The following is a 23,626-nucleotide window of genomic DNA, read 5'->3' as shown; positions in this document are numbered from 1 at the left end:
CTTTTAGCGCATTTCGAAGCCGCGTGCGCCGGGCGAAAAACGGAGGCTGTTTTCACCGTCATGTCGTGCCGCGCGCTGGGCCTGCTGCCATGATCCCCGCAGATCATATTCTTTTTCTTCTCGTGCTGGCCGCCGCCAGCAGTCTGTTGACCCGCCTGCTGAAAAACCGGATTCCGCTGCCGCTGATCCAGATCGTGCTCGGCATCTGCGTCGCGCTGCTCGGTGTCCGGATCGGGCTGCGTCCTGACCTGTTCATGCTCGTCTTTCTGCCGCCGCTGCTCTTTGCCGACGCCTTTCGTATGCCGCTGCGCGAGTTTCACGAATTGCGGGGCACGATTTTCTTTCTGGCTTTCGGGCTGGTCGTGTTCAGCACCATTTTCTGCGGTTATGCCATTCACTGGCTGATTCCGACACTCGATCTGCCCTGCTGCTTTGCGCTCGCTGCCGCGCTTTCACCTACCGATACAGTCGCGGTGTCGAGCCTGCTGGCCGGGCGTCATGTGCCTGAGCGCATGATTCATGTTCTTTCGGGCGAGGCGCTTTTCAACGATGCGTCGGGGCTGGTGTGCTTCCGCTTCGCCACGGCGGCCGCGCTGACGGGCGAATTCTCCTATCGTCTGGCCTTCGACGCGTTTCTGCTGGTCGCTTTGGGCGGCATGGCGATCGGGGCGCTCATTGCCTATGTCTCGGCGCGTTTCAACCGCGTGTTGCTGCGTCGCGGTTTCGACGATCCGCCTTTGCAGATCACGCTTATGATTCTGCTGCCATTTGTGACCTATATCGTAGCCGAAGCCGTGCATTGCTCGGGTATTCTGGCCTCCGTCGCGGCCTGCATGGTCATCAAAATGATGGGCATGATCGAAGAGACGAACACGGCCACGCGCCTTCAGGCCACGACAGTCTGGGGGATGGTCAATTATATCTTCAACGCCCTAATTTTTCTTTTGCTGGGATTGCAGCTCCCTGCGCTGGTGCAGGGCGGAGTGGTCATGGCGCATGAACGTCAGGTCTCGTTGCTGCAACTTGTCGCCCTTATAGGCGCGGTTTATCTCATCATGACGATGCTGCGGTTTGTCGGGATCTGGCTGTCGATCCTGCGCCGATGGTGTGTTGCGCGCTGGACGCACAAGCCTTTCGTCTGGCCCGGATTTTTAGGTTCGTTGCTGCTGACCTTTGCCGGTGTTCGCGGGGCCGTCACGCTTGCTGCTGTTCTGTCCCTTCCAGCCGTAGGAAGCGAATTAGGGGCGTTTCCATCGCGCGATCTACTGATCACGGTTGCCGCGGGCGTGATCGTGATCTCGCTTGTCGGCGCCGGTGTGCTGATGCCGCTCTGCATCCGCTTCCTGCCCGATCCCGGTATGGATCGTCATGCGGTCGAGGGGGTCATCGCGCGTCAGCGGCTGTTGCGCACCGCAATTTCCCTGCTGCACGATGAACGCTTCAGGACGCCTGAAACGCCAGTGGCGGCTGAAGCCAGTGCGCAGGACAGGGCACTGAAAGATGACGTGATTGATCGTCTGGAACAGAGTTATGAAATCCGCCTGAGCCAGATCGATGAAACGCATCATTCCACGCTGATGAACCGCCAGCTCGCCCTGCGTCGCGAAAGGCTCGAACTGGCTACGCGACTGCTCGTCCTGCGCGCGCAGAGACAGACCCTGCATGATCTGTTCGTCGAGCGTGGGATCAACGACCAGACCGAATGGGAATTGCAGCAGGAGCTGGATTTCGAAGAGCAATTGCTGCGTTCGCGTGTCCAGCGCCTGCCGAGAGATATCTGAGCCCCGGCGGAACCTGGCTCTTTTGCTCAGATCATGCGGCGTTTGCCCAACTCACGACGCATCGTGTCGAGCATAAAGCGCGATGAATCCTCGGCCCGCTCCTCCCAGGCAAAGACGCAGGAGGAGAGAACGCCATCGAAGCGGATTTCGGCCAGCGTATCGAAAAACGCCGTCCAGTCGATCTCGCCCTGACCGATATCGAGATGCTGATGCACCCTCACGCGTGAGCCTGGCGGGTTGACGATGTAGCGCAGCTCGGAGGATTTGCGATGATCGAATGTGTCGGCCACGCGGATATGTGCCAGAATATCCGCAGCTTCACGGAGCATTGTGGCCATGTCTTCGCCGTAGAAGAAGGTATGCGGCACGATATAGGACATCTTTACCGCATCCGAGCCGATATTGCGGATGATATCGATGGCCGGATGAAAGGTTTCGACCCAGTCTTCGGGATGCGGTTCGAGTGACAGGGTGATGCCTGCGCGTTCGAGAACTGGCACGAGATCATCCATGGAACGCCAGAAGGCGGCTTCACAGGTTTCTGGTGTCGCAACGCCGGGTGGCAGACCCGCCGACCGCTCGGGCGAGGTGCCGCGCCCGAATTCAGAGACCATCAGAGGGCATTCCATCTCGGACGCGATTTCGATGGCGCGTTTCCAGTAGCGGATGGCGATTTGCCGTTCCTCCTCTATCGGACTCGACCAGCGATACATCGGCTGGAGCGTCGATAATTCGGTGCCATTATCGCGCAGGGCGGTCTTGAAATCGCGGATACGCTGCGATGTGGCGCGCGGCATGACCCACCAGTCCAGAAAATCGGCACGCGGCGAGAGTTCGATGCCATCGAAACCATAGCCAGAGACCGTTCTGGCGATCTCCGGCAAGGAGAGATGGCGTTGCATATAGGGGTCCAGAACCAGTTTCACCGGGCAATTCCCTTCGACAGAGGCGAGTCCGGTCCGTCAGATATTTTGTCCGGTCCGGTCGCCTTTTCGTCTAGAGCCTCAGCCTCGGGCTGTTGCGTGTGAAATTGATCAAAAACCATCAGAAACGGCTTTGCCTTGCCGTTTCAGCGCGAGGCGCTCGCCCGTCTGGCGTCGCTTCGCGCGGTCATGTCCGTCCCGGGCCTAGCGGTTAGGGCGAATATCCGGCCCGTTGTACTGGCTGCCATTCATCAGGCGATTGACGGGAGGCGAGACCAGAGAATCAGGCCAGGCGGGTTCATCGGCGGCGCCGGGAACGATGGCGGTGCGGCCACGTGGCAGAGATTGCGGCAGATCTTCACGCAGGCGTTTGAGCATACGCTCGCGCAGATCGCAGCAGAGATTCCACATGCCATTGGCGTCGCTGGCGCCAGCGATCAGACGAATGGAAATGACCTGAGCGTTGCTGTCTGCCACCTGACAGCCGACCGACCCCATGTCGTGATCCCAGTTTTCGCAGGCCTGGAGTTCTTCGTGGAAAAGACGACGGACTTCATCCATGGGCGTCTGATAATCGAGCCAGAGAAACACCGAGCCGATGAGCGAGGGCGAGCTATGCGTCCAGTTCTGGAAGGGGTTTTCGAGAAAATAGGCGATCGGTACGATATAGCGCCTGCGATCCCAGGTGCGCAGCACGACATAGGTGGCGTTGATCTCTTCCACATAGGCCCAGTCGCCATTCAGGATCAGCATATCTTCCATGCGGATGGGCTGGGTAATGGCGATCTGGATGCCGGCAATCAGATTCGACAAGGCAGGCCGCGCGGAAAGACCGACGACGAGAGAGGCGGCACCCGCAGAGGCGAAAAGCGAGACGCCATATTGCCTTACGGATTCGAATACCATTAGCGCCGCCCCAACGGTGATGACACCGCAGGTGATCTCGATCAGACGGCGTAGGATGCGGATCTGGGTCTGGTGCGAACGGACGGTGATGTCATCGACTTCAGCACGATTGGCAATGCGGTCGAGATATTTATCCGTGCCGAAGCGGAACGCCTTGATCAGGCCGAAGCCGATCGTGATGATCGACGCAAATACGAAGAAATGCGCCAGAAACTGGGTGGTCTGTGACGTAAACCCTGTGGTGGCGGGAAGTGCAGCACTGGCCGCCACGATCATGAGCAGCAGGCGCACATGGTTCTGCAGCCGGGCGATCGTCTCATGGATGAAGGCGATGCGTCGCAGCCCCGGCAGGCGGGGAAGCGCCTCTGTGATCAGGCGGCTGAAAAGCAGCGCGAACAGGGCGGCGGCGCAGAGAAGCAATGTGGAGGCGAGTGAAGGCGGCAGCCAGTCGAACCATGCGAGAAGTCTCGACATGGAGTGTACATAGTCTTGCTTGATCACAGGCTCTCCTGACGCTTTATGGGTGGGGCATCAGAATATCACTTTTGCGTGATCCCTCAAGGCGCCCCGGTCAGAGGCTTAACAACTCACCTTGCAGGCGTTTCCCATGAAAGAGCGGTAAGAAAAGGTTTTCAGCCTTCCTCGCCGGATTGATGGCGCGCGGCGAAGCGCCTCGCGAGCAGCGTGCAGATGAAAAGCTGGATCTGATGATACATCATGAGAGGCAGCACGATCGTGCCGACCGCTGCGGCGGGAAACAGGATATTGGCCATCGGCACGCCGGTCGCGAGAGATTTTTTCGACCCGCAGAACATGAGCGAAATGCTGCTCGCTTCACTGAACCCGGCGAAACGCCCGATCCCGCGAGACATAAACAGCACGAGCGCCAGCAGTACCGTATCGAAAAGCGCCGTGATCATCAGGTCGGGCACAGAGACTCGATGCCAGATGCCCTCGACCACCGCATGGCTGAACGCTGTATAGACCACGAGAATGATGGACCCGCGATCGCTGAGCGAGAGCAGCTTCTTGTTGCGTCGTGCCCAGTCACCCAGACGCGTGTGCAGTAACTGGCCCAGGCCGAAAGGCAGCAGAAGCTGGGTAGCGATATCGATGATCGCATGGCCGGACCACACATTGCCGCGCTGAACGATGAGCGCCACCAGAATGGGTGTGGCGACGATGCCTGCCAGATTGGAGAGGGTCGCCGCGCAGATCGAAGCGGGCACATTGCCACGAGCGATCGAGGTCAGGGCGATAGAGCTTTGCACCGTCGAGGGCAGGCAGCACAAAAACAGTACGCCACGCCACATATCGGGCTTGAGCAGGCCGGGCATGAGCGCGTGCAGAACGATACCCAGAACCGGAAACATCAGGAAGGTGCATGCGAGCACGCTTCCCTGCAAACGCCAGTCGCGCACGCTTTCCAGCACGGCTTTCGGTTCGAGCCGCGCCCCTTGCAGAAAGAACATGATGGCGATGCAAAGCGTCGTCAGATGTGTCAGCAGCGTGGCGCCCAGCCCGCTACAGGGCAGAAACGTCGCGAGGACGATGGCAGCGATCAGGCTGAGGAGAAACGGGTCGAGTTTGCGCATAGCGGGCGATTTCCACTGCCTTGATCGGCTTTGGCAAGGGGCTGTTTCAAACGTGATGCCAGACTCGACGCGCGAAGGACAGACGCAGCACGACGGGAGGCGTATTCTTGCCAGGCTCACGCGTCCCTTTCAGGCAGGAGAGATCATGAACGAGGCAGACAAGCTGGCGCGCGCCGGACGCACCACGATCGAAGGGCGGGAGATCCTGTCGAAATGTTGGGGTACACTGTCGCGCTACAGCGTCGATTATGTGCGTAAAGATGGCACGCATCAGCATCTGAAACGCGAGGTTTACGATCGCGGCGATGGCGCAGCGATCCTGCTTTATAATACAGCCCAGAACACGGTCATCCTGACCAGGCAGATGCGCTTCCCCGTTTTTCTGCGCGATAACGACGGCGATCTGATCGAGGTCTGTGCCGGGATGCTTGATGCCGAGGGGCCAGTTGAAGCCATACGCCGAGAGGCGGAGGAGGAAACCGGGATTAGCCCTGATCACGTCGAGGAAATCGCGGCGCTTTACACCAGCCCCGGCGCGGTAACCGAGCGGCTGCATCTTTTCATAGGGTCGTACACGGGGGCGATGCGTACCGGGCCGGGAGGAGGGCTGCTGCACGAAGGCGAGGAAATCGCCGTGTTGGAACTACCCTATCCCGAAGCCATGGCCATGATCGCTGATGGGCGAATTGCCGATGCGAAGACGGTGGTCCTGCTTCAGCACGTAGCCCTGAAGGGGCTTTGCGTGCTGGACCCTGACTGAGGTTTTGGGAGCCTCGACCCCGACCTGTTCGGCGACTACCTGCATGACCCTGTTATGCGAAAGAGTTTGACGCATGCGCGCTTACGAGAAATTCGGACTGCTCGAGCGTAAGGGCCGAACTCGCATACTCTTTGCCGCAGTTAAGCCATGAGGCGCCCCGCACCACAGCGTCGTCCGTTGTTGCGCCGAGAATGAAAAAAGCATCGCTGATCAGGATCGTCCCGCAGAAAGTGTCGACAGAGCCCTTATTGACCGAACACCTCACCGGAAGACTAGCTGAAGGCACGACGCCAAATCATCGACGATAGCGCAGGCAAAGAAACACAAGGGTGTGATGACACGCGAGCCTACCTGACATGAAGCCAAGAGTGTCTTACAGAAAGAAAACTGAGTTTTCTTTTTGAAAGATCGTTCGGTATGTCGATGGGGGTCAATAGTGCAACACTGAAAAGACGCCTCGGCATTATCGATGCTGTGAGGCGGAGCAGGTTCATCCGAACTGAGGCTCTGGCCGAGCAATTCGATGTGTCGATGGTCACCATAAGATCCGATCTGGCCTATCTGCAAAGCCAGAATCTCGTCATCCGGACCAATGGTGGCGCCCGAGCGGCTCATGATTACGCGGTGGACGCCCCGCTTAATGAGAGCCCGACCTTGTTTGAAGCACGCGCATTGGCGAGGGCAGTAGCTTTCAGGCTGCAGCCAGGGCAGTGCGTGTTTCTTGACAACTCACAAGCGGCGTCTTTCGTGCCGGTCTATGCGACAGCGGAGAACTTGCGTTTCGTCGTCAACAGTTTCGAGACCTACCATCTCGCGAGCCGATGCAGCGACGCAGCTGTTTCGCTCCTCGGGGGTGAATATGACCGGCTTGGTTATCCGCTGATCAGCCCTGCGGCTCATCACGCTCTTTCCTTTTACGATCTCGACCTTGCGGTGATTTCCGTCTCGCAGATCGGCAAGGCCGGCTTCTCATGCCTCGACCAGACCGGCAATTGTCTCGACACCGCTATCGATCGGGCAAAGCAGGTGTTTCTGCTGACCGATCGGCTCGACCGGGTCGATGAAGACCCGCATCTCTTCGAGTGGCGCGATACGATGTCGGTGCTTCAGGGCGGTAGCCCCCCCGATGGCGTGGTGTTGTGTCAGGACTGGACTGTCTTCGCTGACAGCGCCTCTTCGGCGGACTGAAAATACGGTAGCCGATTTTTCGAGTTTTTTCTTTTTCCCGAATGGATATCTGACAATGGCATCCAGTTTTCTGATGGACCTTGACCCCGAAGCGCCACGCTGCATCGTCACGATCGGTGAAATCGTGGTCGAGATCATGGCTGAAACGCAGGGCATTGGCTTTCTTGAGCCCTTGGCCCTGAAAGGCCCTTATCCCTCAGGGGCGCCGGCTATTTTTATCGATCAGGCGGCAAAGCTTGGGGTCGATTGCGGGGTTATTTCTGCTGTGGGTCGTGACGATTTCGGCACGCTGAATGTCGATCGTCTCAAACATGACGGTGTCGATATCTCCGCCATTCTGAGAGCTGACGCCTATGCCACCGGGAGCGCTTTCGTGCGCTACCGTCCGGATGGAAGCCGCGATTTTGTCTATAATATCCGGCAATCGGCCTGCTCGCAGATAGGGCTCCATGAGGCGGCGCGCGCTTTGTTGAAACGTGCGACGCATTTCCACGTCATGGGGTCGTCGCTTTTTTCTTTCCCCATTATCGATGCGGTGACGACCGCCGTGCATCAGGTCAAGGCACAAGGCGGCACGATTTCATTCGACCCGAATATCCGCAAGGAAATGCTCGATATTCCCGATATGAGAGCGGCTCTCGAACTGATGCTGCAGGAATGCGATATCTTTCTGCCCAGTGGGCCGGAACTGCTCCTGTTCTGTAATGGCACGACGCAGGAGGAGGCCATTCGGGAGATACTCGATATGGGTGTTTCCGAAATCGTGCTGAAGCAGGGGAGTGAAGGCGCAACCTGTTTCTGTGCCGACAAGACAGTGCATAATGTCGCATTCGCAGCAGAGGAAATCGACCCGACAGGGGCTGGCGACTGCTTTGGCGCCACTTACGTGACCTGTCGCCTTTCGGGCAAGACGCGTGAGGACTCCCTGCGTTACGCCTGTGCGTCTGGCGCCCGCGCCGTATCGGTGTTCGGGCCGATGGAAGGGACATCGAGCTTTGCCGAACTTGATCGGTTGATTGCTGCACAAAAGGCGAATGGAGGCGCATCATGAGTGCTTCCGCTCTGACTGTGCTCCGGGCGCGCTATGACAAGGGACAGGGCCAGGCCCTGATTTCCGTCTGCTCGGCTCATCCCGTTGTTATTGAGGCGGCGCTCTTGCACGCGGCGTCGCGCAGCCAGCCTGCCCTGATAGAGGCGACGTGTAATCAGGTGAATCAGGAGGGTGGCTATACCGGCATGACTCCCGTTGATTTCAGGGATTATGTTTTCGGCATCGCCGATCGTGTCGGGTTTGCGCGGGAAGGGATTATTCTGGGCGGCGATCATCTCGGCCCCAATCCCTGGAAAGCTCTGCCGCCTGGAGAGGCGCTGCAAAAGGCTGCTGATATGATTGCAGCCTATGCCGAAGCGGGATTCACCAAGCTGCATCTCGATGCCAGCATGGGATGCAAAGGCGAGGCCGAACATCTGCCCGATGCCGTCGTCGCTGAGCGCGCGGTGATGCTGGCCAAGAGAGCCGAATCCGTGGCGCCGGGCCAACCGGTCTATGTCATAGGTACTGAGATTCCGACACCGGGCGGAGCCACTGAGGCGCTCGATCATGTCGTACCGACGACCCCCGAAGCCGTACGGGCGACCTATCGTGTGCATGAGGTCGCTTTTCGTGAGGCGCTGCCCGAGGCATGGAGCCGTGTGATCGGTATCGTGGTGCAGCCGGGCGTGGAGTTTGGGCATGATGATGTCGCGGTTTACCAGCCCGAGGCAGCCCGGACACTTGTGGCAAGCCTCTCAGATTTACCCGGACTCGTTTTCGAGGCGCATTCCACGGATTATCAGCCGGGTGCGTCTCTGGCACAGCTCAAGCAAAACGGGTTCTGTATTCTCAAGGTCGGGCCAGAGCTGAGTTTCGCGCTGCGCGAGGCGCTTTACGGGCTCGATGCCATCAACGGGTTTCAGGACCCGCAGGCACCCTCGCTTGTCGAGACGATGGAGCGGGTGATGCTGGCGGCACCTGCGAACTGGCAAAGTCATTATCATGGCGATGTTCGGAGCCAGCGCATCTTGCGTCATTTCAGTTATAGCGATCGCATCCGTTATTACTGGCCTGTGCCTGAGGCGGAAAAAGCCGTGCAGAGATTGATGCGAGCAATGGGCGAGCGCGCGCTGCCCGAAACCATGATCAGCCAGTATCTGCCCCGGTTTTTCGATCGTGTGAAAGCCGGCGCTCTTGCGGCCGAGCCCGAACGCTTACTGATCCAGTCGGTCCGGGATGTCCTGGATCGTTACGAGACGCTGTGACAGGCACAGCAACAGGAATTAAAGACATGAGCACCAACAAGACGTTGCAGGATCGTGTTGCCCTCATCACCGGTGCCGCTCGCGGCATTGGCCGTGCCCTCGCCGAACGCTACGCGCAGGAAGGCGCAAAAGTCGTCATCGGCGATCTGAACGAGGCGGGCGCTGTCAGCGCGGCCGCCGCGCTGGGCGAAGCGCATCTTGGGGTAAAACTGGATGTGACCCGGCAGGACTCGATCGATGCGGCTCTGGCGGCAATCGTCGCGCACTATGGGCGTATCGATATTCTGGTCAATAATGCGGGTCTGTTCGATCTGGCGCCGACAGTCGAGATCACGCGTGAGAGCTATCACCGCGTTTTCGCCGTCAATGTCGAAGGTCTGCTGTTTACGCTTCAGGCGGTCGCGCGTCAGATGATTGCCCAGGGGCAGGGAGGCAAGATCATCAATTTCGCTTCTCAGGCCGGGCGTCGCGGCGAGGCGCTGGTCGGCATTTATTGCGCATCGAAAGCGGCGGTCATTTCGCTCACCCAGAGCACCGGGCTCGACCTCATCAAATACGGCATCAACGTCAACGCCATCGCGCCGGGCGTGGTCGATAACGAGCACTGGGACGATGTAGATCGCCGTTTTGCACAGTATGAAAATCTGCCTTTGGGTGAAAAGAAGCGCATCGTGGGGGCTTCGGTGCCTTTCGGGCGTATGGCACGCCCTGAAGAAATCGGGGGACTTGCGGTATTTCTGGCCTCGAGGGACGCCGATTATATCGTCTCGCAGACCTATAATATCGACGGCGGCAACTGGATGAGCTGAGTGTCGCAGCTCGCAGATGTATCCTGTCGGGTCTCATGCTGAAGAATGCCCCTCTTTATTCAGCGGGCATTCCCTGCAACTGTGTCGCATAGCAGAGACCGGGAGACATTTATGACGCGACATTTTTGTAAAGGTGTTTTCGGGCTGATTGTCGCCTGTTCGTCGCCTGTTGCAGTGCAGGCGGCACCGCTTGTTTTCTCGGTGCCGGATCAGGAACGGGTGGCGCAGATCGAAAGCAGGATCGTTGCGCTTAAAGGGTTTTCAGAGCGGGTCGATGCCGTTTCGGCGCAGTTTCTCGGTACGCCTTATATTGCGAATACGTTGATCGGCGGCCCCGACACGCCTGAAGAACTCGTGGTGCGGTTCGACGGCGTCGATTGCTACACTTTCGTCGATCTGGTGCGGGCGCTCACTCTGTCGGAAAACCAGACAGGCTTTATCGCGGCGCTCAAAAAGACGCGTTATCATGAAGGGCACGTGGCGTATCTGGAGCGACGTCATTTCTTGACTGACTGGGCCGCACTGACGCCGCAGAATGCACGTGACATCACCCGGACTCTCTCGCCTCAGGTGCAGGTGACCCGCAAGGATCTCAATCGCCGCGCCGATGGGGGTGTGTATATCAAGGGGCTGGCGGCTCATCCGCGTGACATCGCGCATCTTTCGCCGGAATTTCTGACGCCGGAAGTGGCGGCGAAAATCCGTACAGGCGACGTGATCGGTATCTATACGAAGCTGGACGGGCTGGATGTCACCCATACCGGTCTGGCCATCTGGAAAAACGGCGTGCTGTATTTCCGCAATGCCTCGTCGCTCAAGGCTAATATGAAAGTGGTCGACACGCCGCTTGCCGCCTATCTGACGGGCAAGCCGGGCTTTCTCGTTCTGCGCATGGTCGAGGCGGGCTAAGTTACGCTGAAGCCCATGTTTTTGCAGGACTGGACGCATTCTGCGGGGAGAGGCGACATTCCCAGTCCTCTCCTTGCAAAGGCACGCCGAACAGATCGTGCGGCGCCGTCGCAATACAGACAAATCCGTTGCGCGCGTAAAGTCGGCGTGCCGTTTCGAGAACGGTATGGGTCCAGAGAATGACCCGATGGTAGCCCTGAGTGCGCGCGAAGGAGAGGCAGTTCTGCACCAGAGCGTCGCCCACGCCACGCCTGCGCGCAAATGGCTCGACATGGAGAAGGCGCAGTCGCGCTGTATCGTCGCCTTCGTCGGTCAGAAAAACGGCGCCAGCCATAATTCCGTCGAGTTCAGCTACCCAGCAGGCCTCGCGATCGGGTTTGAATTTGCGCAGAAAGCTGGCCACAGTCTCGGCAATCAGACATTCGAGCTTCGGCCCCCAGCCATGACTTTCGGCATAGAGCGCCGATTGCCGTGAAGCGATCAGGCTGGGCTCTCCCGGTTGAGCAAGTCGGATGGTGAAACGGGCCTCGCTCGCTGGCGCCAGGAGACGTTGCGCGCGGGAGAGTGACTGAACGAGGTCGCTTTGTTCGAGCGGAAGCAACCTGTCGAGAGTTCGCGCGAGGGCGTGGTTTATCCGCTGTTCGAGCTGCTCAAGAATCCTGCGCCCCTGATCGGTCAGGGAAACAGGGCGCGCACGCCGGTCATGGGCCGGGCTGTCTCGTTTGACGAGGCCGTTACGGGCGAGACGCGTGATCATGCGGCTGAGATAACCACGATCGATTTGCATCGCCTCCTGAAGCGTTGCGGCGCGCACGGGCGCGCGTTGCGCGATTTCGTAGAGCACTCGAGCCTCGGTCGCACTGACTTTCGAGCCGAGAAAATGGGCATCGATCGCGCCGAGATGCTGCGTGTAAAACCGATTGAACCGCCGAATAGCCTCGATCTTTTCGTTCACGCTGTCTGTTTCCTTCTTGCGGGGCGCCCTCTTTGCGGGGTTCTGGAGCCGCTGATTCTAGGAGCGGGCCATGGGTGTGTCACGTCACCTTGATGGGAACAGGTGGAGGAGTGTGGCTTTGCCGTAGCACTCTCACGACGAAAGCTGACTCATCAGACACTATGCAATTGACAATGAATCGCATTTAAATGAAGCCAGCCCAGGTTTTGAACAGCTTGATGTGAATTTTAAATCGATGCGCAGGATAATCGGTCTCGTCGCCCTTGCCGCCGCAAGTGCCTCTTCTCTGACTGCCGCTCTGGCAGAAGACAGCCAACCGGATTCGGTCCTGCGGCAAAAACCGGCGCATGAAAAAAAGGATCGGCAGAAACAGGCCGAGACCATGCGTGACAAGGCGCATAAGAGTAAGGCCGACGAAGTGATTGTCGTTTCGGCTACCGGGCTTTCTCAGGCCGGGGCGACAACAAAAACCCGCACGCCGATTATCGACTCCCCCCAGACGATCTCGATTGTCACGCGTGAGGAAATCGAGTTACGGGCTTCGCCGACAGTTGCCGATGCGCTTTCCTACATGGCGGGCGTGCAGGCCGAGCCTTCGGGCATCGATAATCGTGTGGATGAAGTCTCGGTGCGCGGTTTCGGCGCTGGCGGATTTTCGTCCAATAATAATTTCGTCGATGGTTTGCGCCTGCCCTCAGGTGGACAATGGACGCGCACGTCGTTCGATCCCTTCGCGCTTCAGCAGATCGAAGTGCTCAAAGGACCGTCAGGTGCGCTTTACGGCCAGACGGCACCGGGTGGTATCGTCAATCTCACGACCAAACGCCCGACCGAAAAATCGCATGGCGAGTTTTTTCTTCAGACCATCGGTTATACGAAGCTCGGCAACTGGCAGGGCCAGGCATCGGGCGACGTCTCGGGCAAGCTGAACAAGTCTGGAACGGTCCGAGGGCGTATTGTTGCCGTGGCGCGTTATGGCGGCACGCAGGTCAATGATGTGAATAGCGGGCGCTATTATGTTTCGCCCAGCCTCACCTGGGCCTATGCGCCGGGGTCGAGCTGGACGCTGCTGGCGCAGTATCAGCGCGATACGGGCGGCTCGACTTTCCAGTTCCTGCCCATGACCGGCACGCTCGTGCCTTCGAAGGGGCGCTATATCGCCAATGATGCAAATATCGGCGAGCCGGACTGGAATAATTTCGACCGCACGCAGGCGCTGGCAGGGTCGTTTCTCGAGCATCGCTTCAGCCGTATTGTCACGCTGCGGAATAATACCCGCTACACCTATCTCGATAATCTCTATCGCTCGACCGTTCTGTCCGGAGATACGCTCACCAAATGCACTGCGGCTATCAAGGGCTGCGTGCCTTACGACACGGTCAATCGCCGTGCGGTCGAGGGCCGTGGACGGTCGCAGGGTGTGGCGACCGATACCCAGCTTGAGGTGAAGGCAAAGACCGGCATCGTTCATCACACGCTGCTTTTCGGCACGGATTATTTTTATACGAACTGGGAAAGCTCGCGCGATCTGGTGAATTCCGCGCTCGTACTGCCCATGCTCAATATTTTCGATCCGGTTGCACGCGGTACGAAGGGCTATTCGGCCGGGCTTGCGCCGCAGGTTTATGGCGCGACGGAATCGCAGCAAAACGGCGTCTATTTTCAGGATCAGATAAAGATCCAGAATCTTTATATCACTGTCGGCGGTCGTCAGGACTGGGCGCGCGATAACACGCTCAATATTCTGACCCAGAAGCGGTACCTGAACAACAACGACAAGTTCACATGGCGTGCCGGTGCGGTCTATCGCACCAAAATCGGTCTGGCGCCCTATTTCAGCTATGCGACGTCGTTCCAGCCGCAGGTCTCCGACCCCTCGACGGCACTCGACAACAAGCCGTTCAAGCCGACAACGGGCGATCAATATGAAGCCGGTCTGCGTTATCAGTACGGCAAGAACATCTATGTCACGTTCGGTGCCTATCAGATCAAGCAGCGGAATGTGACGACGCCCGCCCCGAGCGGTGTTCTGTGCGGGACGACGACCTGCCTCGTGCAGACGGGCGAAATGCGCGCGCGCGGTCTGGAACTCGAAGGCCGGGCGACTCTGCCTTGGGATATGGCCGTTATTTTTACCGGTACGCGCAGCGACGCCAAGATTACGCAATCCAATACGCTTTCCCAGATCGGCAACTACATGAATGCCGCACCGAAATGGATGGCGTCGTTGTTCGTCGATCAGCGTCTGCTTCATGGTCCGCTGCGTGGCGCCGGGTTCGGCGGTGGCGTGCGTTATACCGGCCATTCCTATGGCGATACGGCCAATACGCTCTCCATTCCCGGCTATACGCTTTATGACATGTTTTTGCGCTACGATTTCGGGGTGGCACGCCCGCGTTACGACGGGCTCTCTTTCTCGCTCAACATGCGCAATATCGCGAATAAGCGTTTCGTCGCGACCTGCACCGCTGTCTCGGCTTGCTATTACGGGCAGGGCCGCAGCCTGACCATGCGTCTGGAGTACCGCTGGTGAGCAATGCACCGCTCTTCGTTCTGACGGGTATGGTGCTGGCGTTGGGGGCGAGTGCCCTGTTTTATCTGGCCTCGCATCAGCAGCAGATCTTGCCCAGACGCCTGCCATTCAGGCCCTGTGTGGTGGGAGGCACGCTGTTGAGCGTGCTGACCTGCCTCGCTTTTTCCTCAGCTACGAGCCCTCTGGTCGGCGTGTTTATGGCTGTCATCACCCTGATGACCGGCCTGAGCCTCGTTCCGCTGATCGTCGCATTGGTGATTCATAAGAGGCGCCCCTCATGAAGAAACGCGTCATCGATAACCGACAGTGGTTCCTGAAGCTGCTGGCGGGTCTGTTGCCCGGCGCTGCCTTTTCTCTGGGGCTTATGGTGCTGATCGGGCATCTCTGCGGCAGCACGGGCAATCCGATGACGCTATCGTCACAATGGCTAATGTGGCTGGCTGCCATGCTCTGGGTAAGCTGTCTCTGTGTCTGTTTCCTTTTCCGTACGGGGCTGGGGGCCTGGCTCGGTTTTGGCTGGCTGGCCTGTCTCGTCTGGCTGGTCGACACGCTTCTTACAGGCTTCGATGGGGCAGCTGGGTCATGAAATTACGGGCCGATATCGTGACCGTCTATCGCGAGCTGCATAGCTGGGTGGGCGTTGTGGCGGGGCTGTTCCTGTTTATCGCGTTTTATGCCGGGGCAATCAGCATGTTCGAGCCCGCGCTCGAATCCTGGTTGACGCCACGCGTTTCCCTTCCCGCTGCGGTGTCGCTCGATCGAACCCCCGAACTCATGCAGAAGGTGTTCGAGGCGTTTCCCGAAAGCCGGAGAAATTACACGATAGTCGCGGCGCCCGATGCGGATCATCCGGCTCGCATGGTCTGGCCCTTGACGGCCTCGCGTCACGGCCATGGCGCGCAGTCGGTCATGATGGCAGCGCTCGATGAGCAGGGTGGCCTTGTGACGGCGCAGCGCAAACCTTCGGCAGTGGCGCAGCTGATCGATACGCTGCACCAGCAGATGGGGCTGCCTTTGCCTCACGAGATCGCCATGATCGTGATGGGTTTTATCGCTCTTGGCTATGCGCTGGCGCTCGTCTCCGGGACGCTGGTTTTCTTGCCGGCTCTGGCAAAGGCGCTTTTTGCTGTCAGGCTCGAAGGGAGCGTGCGCCGCAAATGGCTCGATTTGCATAATCTGCTGGGTTTCTGTTCGCTGCCATTTCACATCGTCATGGCGCTGACCTCGGTGGTTTTTGCTTTTCACGATGTCATTTTCACGGTGCAGGCCGAATTTCTTGCCCAGGAACAGAGCGATGGGCACCAAGGCGGTCACGGGGGCCGTGTCACCGGTGGGATGCCTCATGGGTTTCGTCCACCTGCGGGGGCCAAGCTACTCGGTCCTGCCGAGATCGTGTCGCGTCTCGCGCAGGAGGCCCCGCAATTTACACCCGATACGCTCGATTACTCGACGCGCCCCGGTGGAGGTGTGATGCTACGGGTCGCAGGACATGACCCGTCGCATCTCATGCGTGGACCGAGCAGCGGTTTTACGACGATGGACCCGTATTCGGGGCGTCTGCTCTGGCGCGATTATCTGCCGGGGCATCAGCCGCGTGGCTTTGCGGCGCTTACCAGCCTATTTGCCCTGCATTTCGGCAGTTACGGCGGCGCCCCCATACGCTGGGCCTATCTCGTGCTCGGCTTTGCAGGAGCCTTTCTGTTTTATACCGGCAACCGTCTCTGGATTGCAGTGCGCAGGCGAAAGGAAAAAGCTTCGGGAGTAGTGACCGACACGCGTGGAACATTGTTTCTGTCTCGGCTGACAGTCGGTTGCTGCTCAGGCTGTATGACCGGCATTGCCGTCGTACTCTCGGCGGCATTGCTTGCGCCTGCCACGCTTGGAGAGGATCGAGCGTGGTTATTATATCATGGCGTTTTCTGGCTTGTTATTATCGTGGCGCTCCTGGTCCCCAAGGGGGAAAAGGTTTGTCTGTGGAGCGCTATACTGGTTCATCTGGGGCTGGCGATTGTCGTGCTGTGGGAGGGAAGGCAGCCTCATCCGGCAGGTTACTGTGTGGCGCTTATTGCACTGACTCTCTCGCTGTCACTCTATCGTCTGGCAAAGAAATCCCAAGGGGCACACTCTGCCGTCGGCTGAGCATAGTAAGCTTTGATCTCTGACGATTTCCACCGATCTCTTTCTTGGCAATTTCAAGCTAGAATAGAGTCCAACTCGTCGGAACTTTCATGTTTTGCGGTGATAAGATCGGTCGCGATCGGCATATGGAGCCGTTTTCTGCTCCGGTGGCTGTCTGCCCCGCTGGCGATACGTGAGATTGTACCCGCAGTGACTCCGTAGCGAAGGGCGATGGATTTGAGGGTCTCTCCAGACCTTCGGCTTTCCCGGATAATATTTTTTTGTTCGGGAGTTATTCGTGCCGGTCGTCCCATCTTGACGCCACGACTCAAAGCGCGCGCACGACCTTCAGCAGTTCGGTTGCGAATGAGATCTCGTTCTACGTCAGCCAATCCGCCCAGCACGGCGAGCATGAGGCGCCCTGTGCTGGTGCTCGTGTCGACCCAAGGCTCAGCAATCGAAAAAAATTGTGCGTTTCTTTTGGTAATGTCCTGTACAATGGCGAATAAATCGAAAGTACTTCTTGCTAATCGGTCGATGCGTGTCACAACGACTGTATCACCTTCACTCAAATTACCGATCAGGCGGCGCAGTTGTAAGCGCTCCGAGTCGGCGCCGCTCGCTTTTTCTTTAAAAATGCGATCGCATTCAAAATGCCGTAATGTCTGGATTTGCATGTCGAGTGTCTGGCCGATAGTGCTGACCCGTGCATAGCCGATCTTGCGCATCAGGATCCTTTCTCGCCCAACGATAATGGCGGGACCGTAACTGTCTGCGACATGTTGCTCAATTGCTGATTTGCGCAACCCGGTCCCGGGACCGTTTGAATTTGACTCTTAGATCCAATTAGACCAGCTGGATACTGATTAGTTCTTAATAAATTCTTAAGTCAAGTCTTAAAGTGATGTGAGTATGTCACAGTAGATCGTGAATCCTTTCGCTTACGCAAATCAGGATTTTTCGTAAGGAAAAAGTCATGGCTACTTGGAATGGAAGCTCGACTAAGTATACGCTGAACGGCGATTATCTGAATATAAACACAAAAGACGGCCCTATATCTTTGGGGCCGGTTGGATCCTCGCAGAAGAACCATTATTATGATGTCACACTGGGGAAAAATGGTGGAACGCTCAATCTGACGATGCCAGTCGCAGATTATCGAGGTAACCGGTACATATTCACAATTAATTCGGATGTCGGTCGAAGTATAAGACTTAATTTTAATAATCAGAGCGCGGCCGTTAAAACGATTGTGCAGACATATGATCGGGTCAACAACAGAACGATCATTAGTATCCAGATCGGCATTTTAAACTATGGCGAGGTCCAGTATTTCATTCCGGGGAATCCATTCGGCCTTTCTACATCGAGTCGCTCACATACTCTGGCCAAGGGGGAGAGCTGGTCGCTCGGTGGCATCGTCTGTTTTCTTGCCGGAGCTCTCATCCGCACTCCCAACGGTACCATGCCTGTTGAGCGCTTGAAGGCTGGTGATGAAGTTTGCGTCTGGAATCCTGAAAAGCAGAAGACAGAAATACGAACGCTTACGTGGTCGGGGGTCGGTAGGGCTGCGGTTAATTCGGCGGCTTCCGACGATCTCGCCGGGTGGCCTATTCGCATATGCAAGGACGCGATCGAGCAGGGTGTGCCGTCGCGTGACTTATTGATAACAAGCGACCATTGTCTCTTTATACAAGGCGTCTTCGTTCCGGCACGAATGTTGGTGAACGACCTGTCGATAATCTACGATAAAACAATTCGCCAATTCGATTTTTATCATCTTGAGAGCGCGGATCATGCTGTGATCTGGGCCAATGATCTCATGACAGAGAGCTATCTCGACACAGGAAATCGGGGTGGTTTCGAACAAGCCGGTAAGATCGTCTCTCTTGGAACGGGTCCTTTTAACTGGGCTCGGGACTCAGCAGCACCTCTGGTTACGGAGCGCAAACGAGTAGAACCGATTTTCTCCAGGCTCGCGTTACGCGCCCGAGATATGGGGCTGAGTACTCGATCCCCAACTCGCGGTCTCTCCAAAGATCCCGAGCTTCATTTGCGCACTGAAGACGGACAGATCATTCGGGCGGTCAGGACAAGAAATGCCAGATCTATTTTCATGATCCCGCCAGAAGTGACAATGCTCAAGATCTGTTCACGTACGTCAAGGCCGTTCGACACACTCGGGCCGTTTGTCGATGATCGTCGATCACTCGGTGTTCTGGTTGGTGAAATTACCTTCTTCGAAACCAGAAACACCCGTGTGCTCGACCAGCATTTGCAAATGTCTGATTTGGCCGGGTGGGCGGATCTTGAAGGAAAAAAATCCCGATGGACTACCGGGGAGGCAACACTATGCCTTGATCGCGAAGCGCTTCATGGGTTTGGCGTTCTGGCTTTGGAAGTACTCTCGGCCGGGCCATATCTGGGCGAGGAGGCTGTGACGAATGCGCCTCCTGTTGTTCTGGCATTGCGCGCTTGAGAGGCGCTGCCCATGACTCTCGTCATGGGCAGCCGCCGGCTTGGGCGTTTTTCCGCTTGGAGTTCAGACCGTGATGCCGTTGGTCAGCATAGCGGTCAGACGCTGCGCGAAGCCTGCGGCATCGGGCAGGGTTTCGCCATCCTGAATACGGGCCACATCGAGCAGAACGTGGGCATAATCGGCAACGCTCTCGCCCTTTTCCACACGCGCTGCGAGATCGCGGATGAGCGTGTGATGCGGGTTGATCTCCATGATTGGCGCAGAAGGCGGCATGCCCTGACCTGAGCGGCGCATCAGACGCTGCATCATCAGATCCGGACCACCTTCGCTCGTGATGACCACCGCGCTGCCGACCAGACGCACGGTACCGCGCACATCCTTTACATCGTCACCCAGCGCATCTTTCAGGGCCGGAATCAGTTTGTCGAGATCGGCTGCCTCGCCTTCAGGCGTCGGGGCTTCGAACTTCTCCAGATCGCCATGAGCCTGATTGATGGATTTCAGTGTCTTGTCTTCATAGGAGGACAGACGATCAGGCCAGAAACCATCTACCTGATCGGAAAGCAGTAGCACTTCGATGCCACGGGCACGGAAGCCTTCGAGCTGCGGCGAGGCAGCAAGCGCCTCGGCATTTTCGCCGGTCAGATAATAGATGGATTCCTGACCTGGCTTCATGCGCGACAGATAGGCATCGAGCGTGGTGGGATCGTCAGATGCGGTGGAGCGGAAGCGCGACAGGGCGGCAAGCTCCTGACGGTGCTCGGAGTCTTCCCAGATGCCTTCCTTGATGATCGGGCCGAAATTCTCCCAGAAGGTACCGAAGCTGTCTGTATTTTCCGTATCCTTGGCGCGGTTCTTGATTTCGGTCATCACGCGCTTGGTCACGGCTTTGCGGATGCGCTGCAACACCGGGGTGGATTGCAGCATCTCACGCGAGACGTTCAGGGGCAGATCTTCGGTATCGACAACGCCTTTCACAAAGCGCAGCCAGGCCGGCAGAAGCTCGGCCTCATCGGTGATGAACATACGGCGCACATGTAGATGCAGCTTGCTCTCGCGTGACTGCTCCATGAAGTCGAACGGGCGCGCACCGGGAATGAAGAGCAGTGCCGTGAATTCTGTCGTACCCTCTGCGTTCCAGTGCAGGGTGGCGTAGGGCTCGTCGAATTGATGGGCGACGTGGCGATAGAATTCGGTGTACTGCTCGGGCGTGATGTCGGATTTCGACTTGCGCCACAGAGCCGTGCCCTCATTGGCCGATTTGTCTTCCTCACCCTCACGCAGGGTGATCGGCCAAGAGATGTGGTCGGCCCATTTGCGGATGATGGCGCGCAGACGCCAGGCATCGAGAAATTCATCGGCGTCGGTTTTGACATGCAGGATGATGTCTGTGCCGGGCTGCTCACGCGTGGCAGGCGCAATGGTGTAGGCACCTTTGCCATCAGACGACCACTGCCAGGCTTCATCGCAACCGGGCTGGCGCGAAATCACGTCCACCTTGTCGGCCACCATGAAAGCTGCGTAGAAGCCGACACCGAACTGGCCGATCAGGCTGGGGCGGTCTTCCGGTTTGGCGCTGTTCAGCTTCTCGCCGAAGGCGCGCGTGCCTGAGCGGGCGATGGTGCCTAGATTGCTCGCCAGATCCTCACGGCTCATGCCCGCGCCGTTATCGCTGATGGTCAGCAGGCGGCTATCCTTGTCGGGCGTGATGCGTATGGCGGCATCAGCGGGCAGGGCCTTGGCGGCATCGGTCAAGGCCTCGAAACGACGCTTGTCCGAAGCATCGGCGGCATTGGCGACCAGCTCGCGCAAAAAGATCTCGCGCTCGGAGTAAAGGGCATGAACCACGAGGTCGAGCAGACGCCCGACTTCGGCGCTGAATTCATGCTTCTCGGCGCCCTGGACCTGATCTTTTTCTGTGTTTTCGGTCATGGAGATCCCTCAAGACTGTGATGGCGCCGAAACGGCACCGATTTGCAGGGAAAAGTAGAAATGCGCGTCTCTTTTTTCAAGAGAGGCAAGGCCATAAGGGCAGCACGCAATTGCGTGTCAGGGGCGCAAGCGAGAGCGAAAGGGCGTCGTCCGGCGTGACCCAGCGAGCCTCGGCAATTTCTGCGGCAATAGAGACTGCGCCTTGCCAAGGCAGGGCAAAAAGCTCGGCGCGCACGATATGGCCGGGCTCGTTCGCTGCCGGGGCCTCGATCTGCCTCAAAAATCGGCAGGATTCCGACATGGCCTGAAGGCCGAGTTCTTCGTCCAGCTCGCGTAGCAAGGCGGCGCAGGGCGTTTCTCCGGGTTCGATCTTGCCGCCGGGCTGCATGAAGGCCGTAGTGCCCTGTTTGCGCACCAGAAGGAGCCGCCCCGCTCCGTCATGCAGCAGGGCGGCGGCGATGTGAATCACCTGCATCGTGTGTCGGTCAGATCGTCTCGCCGCGAAGGCTCAGACGGCCGTCGTCGTTCTGATGAGCCTTGAGCGCCTCATAACCCGGGACGGTCGGGTGCGGGACATCGATTTCGTGCTTATGGGTCGCGGTGATCACAACCACACTGGCATTGGCTGCTTCACCTGCCTTGATGCCCGCCGGGGCATCCTCGAATACGGCGCAGTTTTTGGCCTCGAAGCCGAGGCGTTGCGCGCCGAGCAGGAAGCAATCGGGGGCTGGTTTGCCGTTAGGCGCGTCTTCTGCCGTGATCAGGGTTTTCGGCAGAGGCAGGCCAGCGATCTGAATGCGCTTAAGCGCCAGATCGCGCGAGGCCGAGGTGACGATGGCCCAGCGATCTGCGGGCAGGCTGTTCAGAAAGGCGGTCGCGCCGGGAATGGGGTCGATGCCGTGCGTGTCTTCAAGTTCACGGCTTGTGATCCAATGTGCTTCCTCCACCGGATCGACGCCCGGCAGTTTCTGGCGGCGTATGGTCTCGACAGTCTGCACGCCATGGATAGTTGGGAGGAATTTGGCAACATCCAGACCGTGCTTTTGCGCCCAGAGGGTCCAGACGCGCTCGGCCGCGATGATCGAGGTGAGGATCGTGCCATCCATATCGAACAGGAAGGCATCGAAAGAACGTCCGGGGAAAAGGTCATGCTCGGCCAAAAGACATCTCCGTCATGAGAACAGGGTCAGCAGGGTGGGAGACCCTGCATGACCTGTCTAACGCAGGCAAGCTTGGGATAGATCAACCCGCCGTGTCGACGGCGAGACGGCCCAGCGCGGGGTCGTCGGTAAAAAACCCATCCAGGCCCATATCGAGATAGCGTTTGACCTCGGCAATCATGCCTTGCGGGTTGCGTTCATTGAGTGCGCCGCCATTGCGCAGTTCTCTGGGCAGGCAGTAATTTTCGGGGCGTGCGGTGTAGGAATGCACCAGCAGACCGGCTTCATGCGCATCGGTGATGAGCGTTGTAGGCGTGCCCCAGGAGCCATCAGGCTTGCGCGGGATCAGATCGGTATTGGACGGGCCGATCACATCGGCGAAACGGCGAATGTCGTGCAGCCCTTCCGGCTTCATAAAGTCGCCGAAGGTCTTCGCGTTGCTTTTGCCGAGCAGATCCGGCGGGGTCTGGCCCGGTTCACCCATGAGGAACATCACCCGTGCCTGCGGGTTGATGGCGCGCGTCTTTTCCCCGATCGCTTTCAGATTGGTCGTTTCGAAAGACTGGAGTTCCAGCGGTGCCTGTCGGGTGTATTCATGCGCTGCAATGGTGCGCAGAAAGGCGGTTTCCGGGTCCAGACCGAGGCTGTGGAAATGGGTGGAATTCTTGATTTCGGGAATGAGCCCGTAAACCTTGCCGCGTGCCGCCGACTCAGCCGCGACGAAATCGATCACCTCCTCGAAGGTGGGGACGTCGAAATGACCGTCATAGCGCGTGTTATGTGGGCGTAACTGCGGCAAGCGCTCTTTCGCACGCAGGGTCTTGAGTTCGGCGAGGGTGAAATCGGTGGTGAACCAGCCGGTCTCTTTCTGGCCGTCGATGGTCAGGCTGCGTTTTCGCGAGGCGAATTCGGGGCGCGAAGCGATATCGGTGGTGTCGGCAATATTGCTCTCATGACGAACGATCAGCACGCCGTCCTTCGTCATGACCAGATCGGGCTCGATATAATCGGCGCCGTCTTCCATAGCTTTTGCGTAGGAGGCCAGCGTGTGCTCCGGCCGCAGGGCAGAAGCGCCTCGATGCGCAAAAACCAGTGGCTTCGGTGCCAGAGATGGCGCGGCAAAAGCGGCATTGCCGAGAGAAGGTGAGCAGATCCCGGCCAGACCGAGAAACAGGGTGTGACGACGTGACAGCAAATCGGCTCTCCTGAAGCCTGCCCCCGTCATGATACGGTCGGGGAGAGGCGATGTGACGACGGAAGCAACGCTGACCGATTATGTG

21 protein-coding genes are annotated in these 23,626 nt (G+C 58.2%); 12 read left to right on the top strand and 9 right to left on the bottom strand.

Annotation, left to right across the window (positions count from 1 at the left end; genetic code table 11):
* Positions 1–89: 89 nt before the first annotated feature.
* A complete protein-coding gene (locus ABHV46_RS07970) occupies positions 90–1,781 on the top strand; it encodes a Na+/H+ antiporter (RefSeq protein ID WP_438381040.1) in 1,692 nt (563 codons plus the stop codon).
* A gap of 26 nt (positions 1,782–1,807) precedes the next feature.
* Here ABHV46_RS07970 and ABHV46_RS07965 read toward each other — a convergent pair whose 3' ends face one another.
* The 3 genes from ABHV46_RS07965 to ABHV46_RS07955 all read right to left on the bottom strand — a co-directional run bounded on the left by ABHV46_RS07965 (position 1,808) and on the right by ABHV46_RS07955 (position 5,205).
* A complete protein-coding gene (locus ABHV46_RS07965; protein WP_438381037.1) occupies positions 1,808–2,707 on the bottom strand; it encodes a sugar phosphate isomerase/epimerase family protein in 900 nt (299 codons plus the stop codon).
* 201 nt (positions 2,708–2,908) lie between these two features.
* Positions 2,909–4,084, bottom strand: a complete 1,176-nt coding sequence (locus tag ABHV46_RS07960; protein ID WP_438381036.1) for a mechanosensitive ion channel family protein — start codon at positions 4,082–4,084, stop codon at positions 2,909–2,911.
* Positions 4,085–4,242: 158 nt separating this feature from the next.
* Positions 4,243–5,205 (bottom strand): bile acid:sodium symporter family protein, encoded by a 963-nt coding sequence (locus ABHV46_RS07955; RefSeq protein ID WP_438381035.1) that lies wholly within the window; start codon positions 5,203–5,205, stop codon positions 4,243–4,245.
* A gap of 145 nt (positions 5,206–5,350) precedes the next feature.
* On the opposite strand from ABHV46_RS07955, the gene ABHV46_RS07950 reads away from it, so the two are divergent.
* The 6 genes from ABHV46_RS07950 (at position 5,351) to ABHV46_RS07925 (ending at position 11,169) form a co-directional block, all read left to right on the top strand.
* Positions 5,351–5,965, top strand: a complete 615-nt coding sequence (locus ABHV46_RS07950) for an NUDIX domain-containing protein (RefSeq protein WP_438381033.1) — start codon at positions 5,351–5,353, stop codon at positions 5,963–5,965.
* 417 nt (positions 5,966–6,382) lie between these two features.
* A complete protein-coding gene (locus tag ABHV46_RS07945) occupies positions 6,383–7,153 on the top strand; it encodes a DeoR/GlpR family DNA-binding transcription regulator (RefSeq protein ID WP_438381032.1) in 771 nt (256 codons plus the stop codon).
* 55 nt (positions 7,154–7,208) lie between these two features.
* Entirely contained in the window at positions 7,209–8,204 is a 996-nt protein-coding gene (locus ABHV46_RS07940) for a tagatose kinase (RefSeq protein ID WP_438381031.1), read from the top strand.
* Positions 8,201–9,451 (top strand): class II D-tagatose-bisphosphate aldolase non-catalytic subunit, encoded by a 1,251-nt coding sequence (locus ABHV46_RS07935; RefSeq protein ID WP_438381028.1) that lies wholly within the window; start codon positions 8,201–8,203, stop codon positions 9,449–9,451. The genes ABHV46_RS07940 and ABHV46_RS07935 overlap by 4 nt, the downstream gene beginning before the upstream one ends.
* A gap of 26 nt (positions 9,452–9,477) precedes the next feature.
* The gene (locus tag ABHV46_RS07930) at positions 9,478–10,260 is read left to right on the top strand and encodes an L-iditol 2-dehydrogenase (RefSeq protein WP_438381027.1); all 783 of its coding nucleotides are present in this window, start codon (positions 9,478–9,480) and stop codon (positions 10,258–10,260) included.
* A 111-nt stretch (positions 10,261–10,371) separates the two neighbouring features.
* Positions 10,372–11,169 (top strand): N-acetylmuramoyl-L-alanine amidase-like domain-containing protein, encoded by a 798-nt coding sequence (locus ABHV46_RS07925; protein WP_438381026.1) that lies wholly within the window; start codon positions 10,372–10,374, stop codon positions 11,167–11,169.
* A 1-nt stretch (position 11,170) separates the two neighbouring features.
* Here the strand turns inward: ABHV46_RS07925 and ABHV46_RS07920 are convergent, their stop codons facing one another.
* Entirely contained in the window at positions 11,171–12,124 is a 954-nt protein-coding gene (locus ABHV46_RS07920; RefSeq protein WP_438381025.1) for a bifunctional helix-turn-helix transcriptional regulator/GNAT family N-acetyltransferase, read from the bottom strand.
* A gap of 235 nt (positions 12,125–12,359) precedes the next feature.
* Here ABHV46_RS07920 and ABHV46_RS07915 point away from each other — a divergent pair, with 235 nt between their 5' ends.
* Genes ABHV46_RS07915 through ABHV46_RS07900 form a run of 4 tightly spaced genes read left to right on the top strand, consistent with a single transcriptional unit; the run spans position 12,360 to position 16,796 of the window.
* Positions 12,360–14,657 carry a TonB-dependent siderophore receptor gene (locus ABHV46_RS07915; RefSeq protein ID WP_438381024.1) on the top strand — a complete coding sequence of 766 codons (2,298 nt, stop codon included), beginning with the start codon at positions 12,360–12,362 and terminating at the stop codon, positions 14,655–14,657.
* Positions 14,654–14,938 (top strand): hypothetical protein, encoded by a 285-nt coding sequence (locus tag ABHV46_RS07910; protein WP_438381023.1) that lies wholly within the window; start codon positions 14,654–14,656, stop codon positions 14,936–14,938. Before ABHV46_RS07915 ends, ABHV46_RS07910 begins: the two co-directional genes overlap by 4 nt.
* Positions 14,935–15,243: a hypothetical protein gene (locus ABHV46_RS07905; protein ID WP_438381021.1), complete on the top strand. Its 309-nt coding sequence runs from the start codon at positions 14,935–14,937 to the stop codon at positions 15,241–15,243. The genes ABHV46_RS07910 and ABHV46_RS07905 overlap by 4 nt, the downstream gene beginning before the upstream one ends.
* Positions 15,240–16,796: a PepSY-associated TM helix domain-containing protein gene (locus ABHV46_RS07900; protein WP_438381019.1), complete on the top strand. Its 1,557-nt coding sequence runs from the start codon at positions 15,240–15,242 to the stop codon at positions 16,794–16,796. The genes ABHV46_RS07905 and ABHV46_RS07900 overlap by 4 nt, the downstream gene beginning before the upstream one ends.
* 53 nt (positions 16,797–16,849) lie before the next feature.
* On the opposite strand, the gene ABHV46_RS07895 is transcribed toward ABHV46_RS07900, so the two are convergent.
* On the bottom strand, positions 16,850–17,503 hold the full coding sequence (locus ABHV46_RS07895; RefSeq protein WP_336947138.1) for a recombinase family protein: 654 nt from the start codon (positions 17,501–17,503) through the stop codon (positions 16,850–16,852).
* Positions 17,504–17,751: 248 nt separating this feature from the next.
* Between ABHV46_RS07895 and ABHV46_RS07890 the strand changes: the two genes are divergently transcribed.
* Entirely contained in the window at positions 17,752–19,254 is a 1,503-nt protein-coding gene (locus ABHV46_RS07890; RefSeq protein ID WP_438381018.1) for a Hint domain-containing protein, read from the top strand.
* Between the two features lie 63 nt (positions 19,255–19,317).
* Here the strand turns inward: ABHV46_RS07890 and htpG are convergent, their stop codons facing one another.
* The 4 genes from htpG to ABHV46_RS07870 form a co-directional block, all read right to left on the bottom strand.
* Positions 19,318–21,186 carry a molecular chaperone HtpG gene (gene htpG / locus ABHV46_RS07885; RefSeq protein WP_438381017.1) on the bottom strand — a complete coding sequence of 623 codons (1,869 nt, stop codon included), beginning with the start codon at positions 21,184–21,186 and terminating at the stop codon, positions 19,318–19,320.
* A gap of 76 nt (positions 21,187–21,262) precedes the next feature.
* Complete coding sequence (locus ABHV46_RS07880) at positions 21,263–21,661, bottom strand: NUDIX hydrolase (protein WP_438381016.1); 399 nt, start codon at positions 21,659–21,661, stop codon at positions 21,263–21,265.
* A 10-nt stretch (positions 21,662–21,671) separates the two neighbouring features.
* Positions 21,672–22,346: an HAD-IA family hydrolase gene (locus tag ABHV46_RS07875; RefSeq protein ID WP_438381015.1), complete on the bottom strand. Its 675-nt coding sequence runs from the start codon at positions 22,344–22,346 to the stop codon at positions 21,672–21,674.
* A gap of 82 nt (positions 22,347–22,428) precedes the next feature.
* On the bottom strand, positions 22,429–23,541 hold the full coding sequence (locus tag ABHV46_RS07870; protein WP_438381013.1) for a glycerophosphodiester phosphodiesterase family protein: 1,113 nt from the start codon (positions 23,539–23,541) through the stop codon (positions 22,429–22,431).
* Positions 23,542–23,626 lie beyond the last annotated feature (85 nt).

It is taken from the genome of Asaia sp. BMEF1 (assembly GCF_051628905.1).
Lineage (GTDB): Bacteria > Pseudomonadota > Alphaproteobacteria > Acetobacterales > Acetobacteraceae > Asaia.
This window is presented reverse-complemented; position numbering and strand designations above follow the sequence as displayed.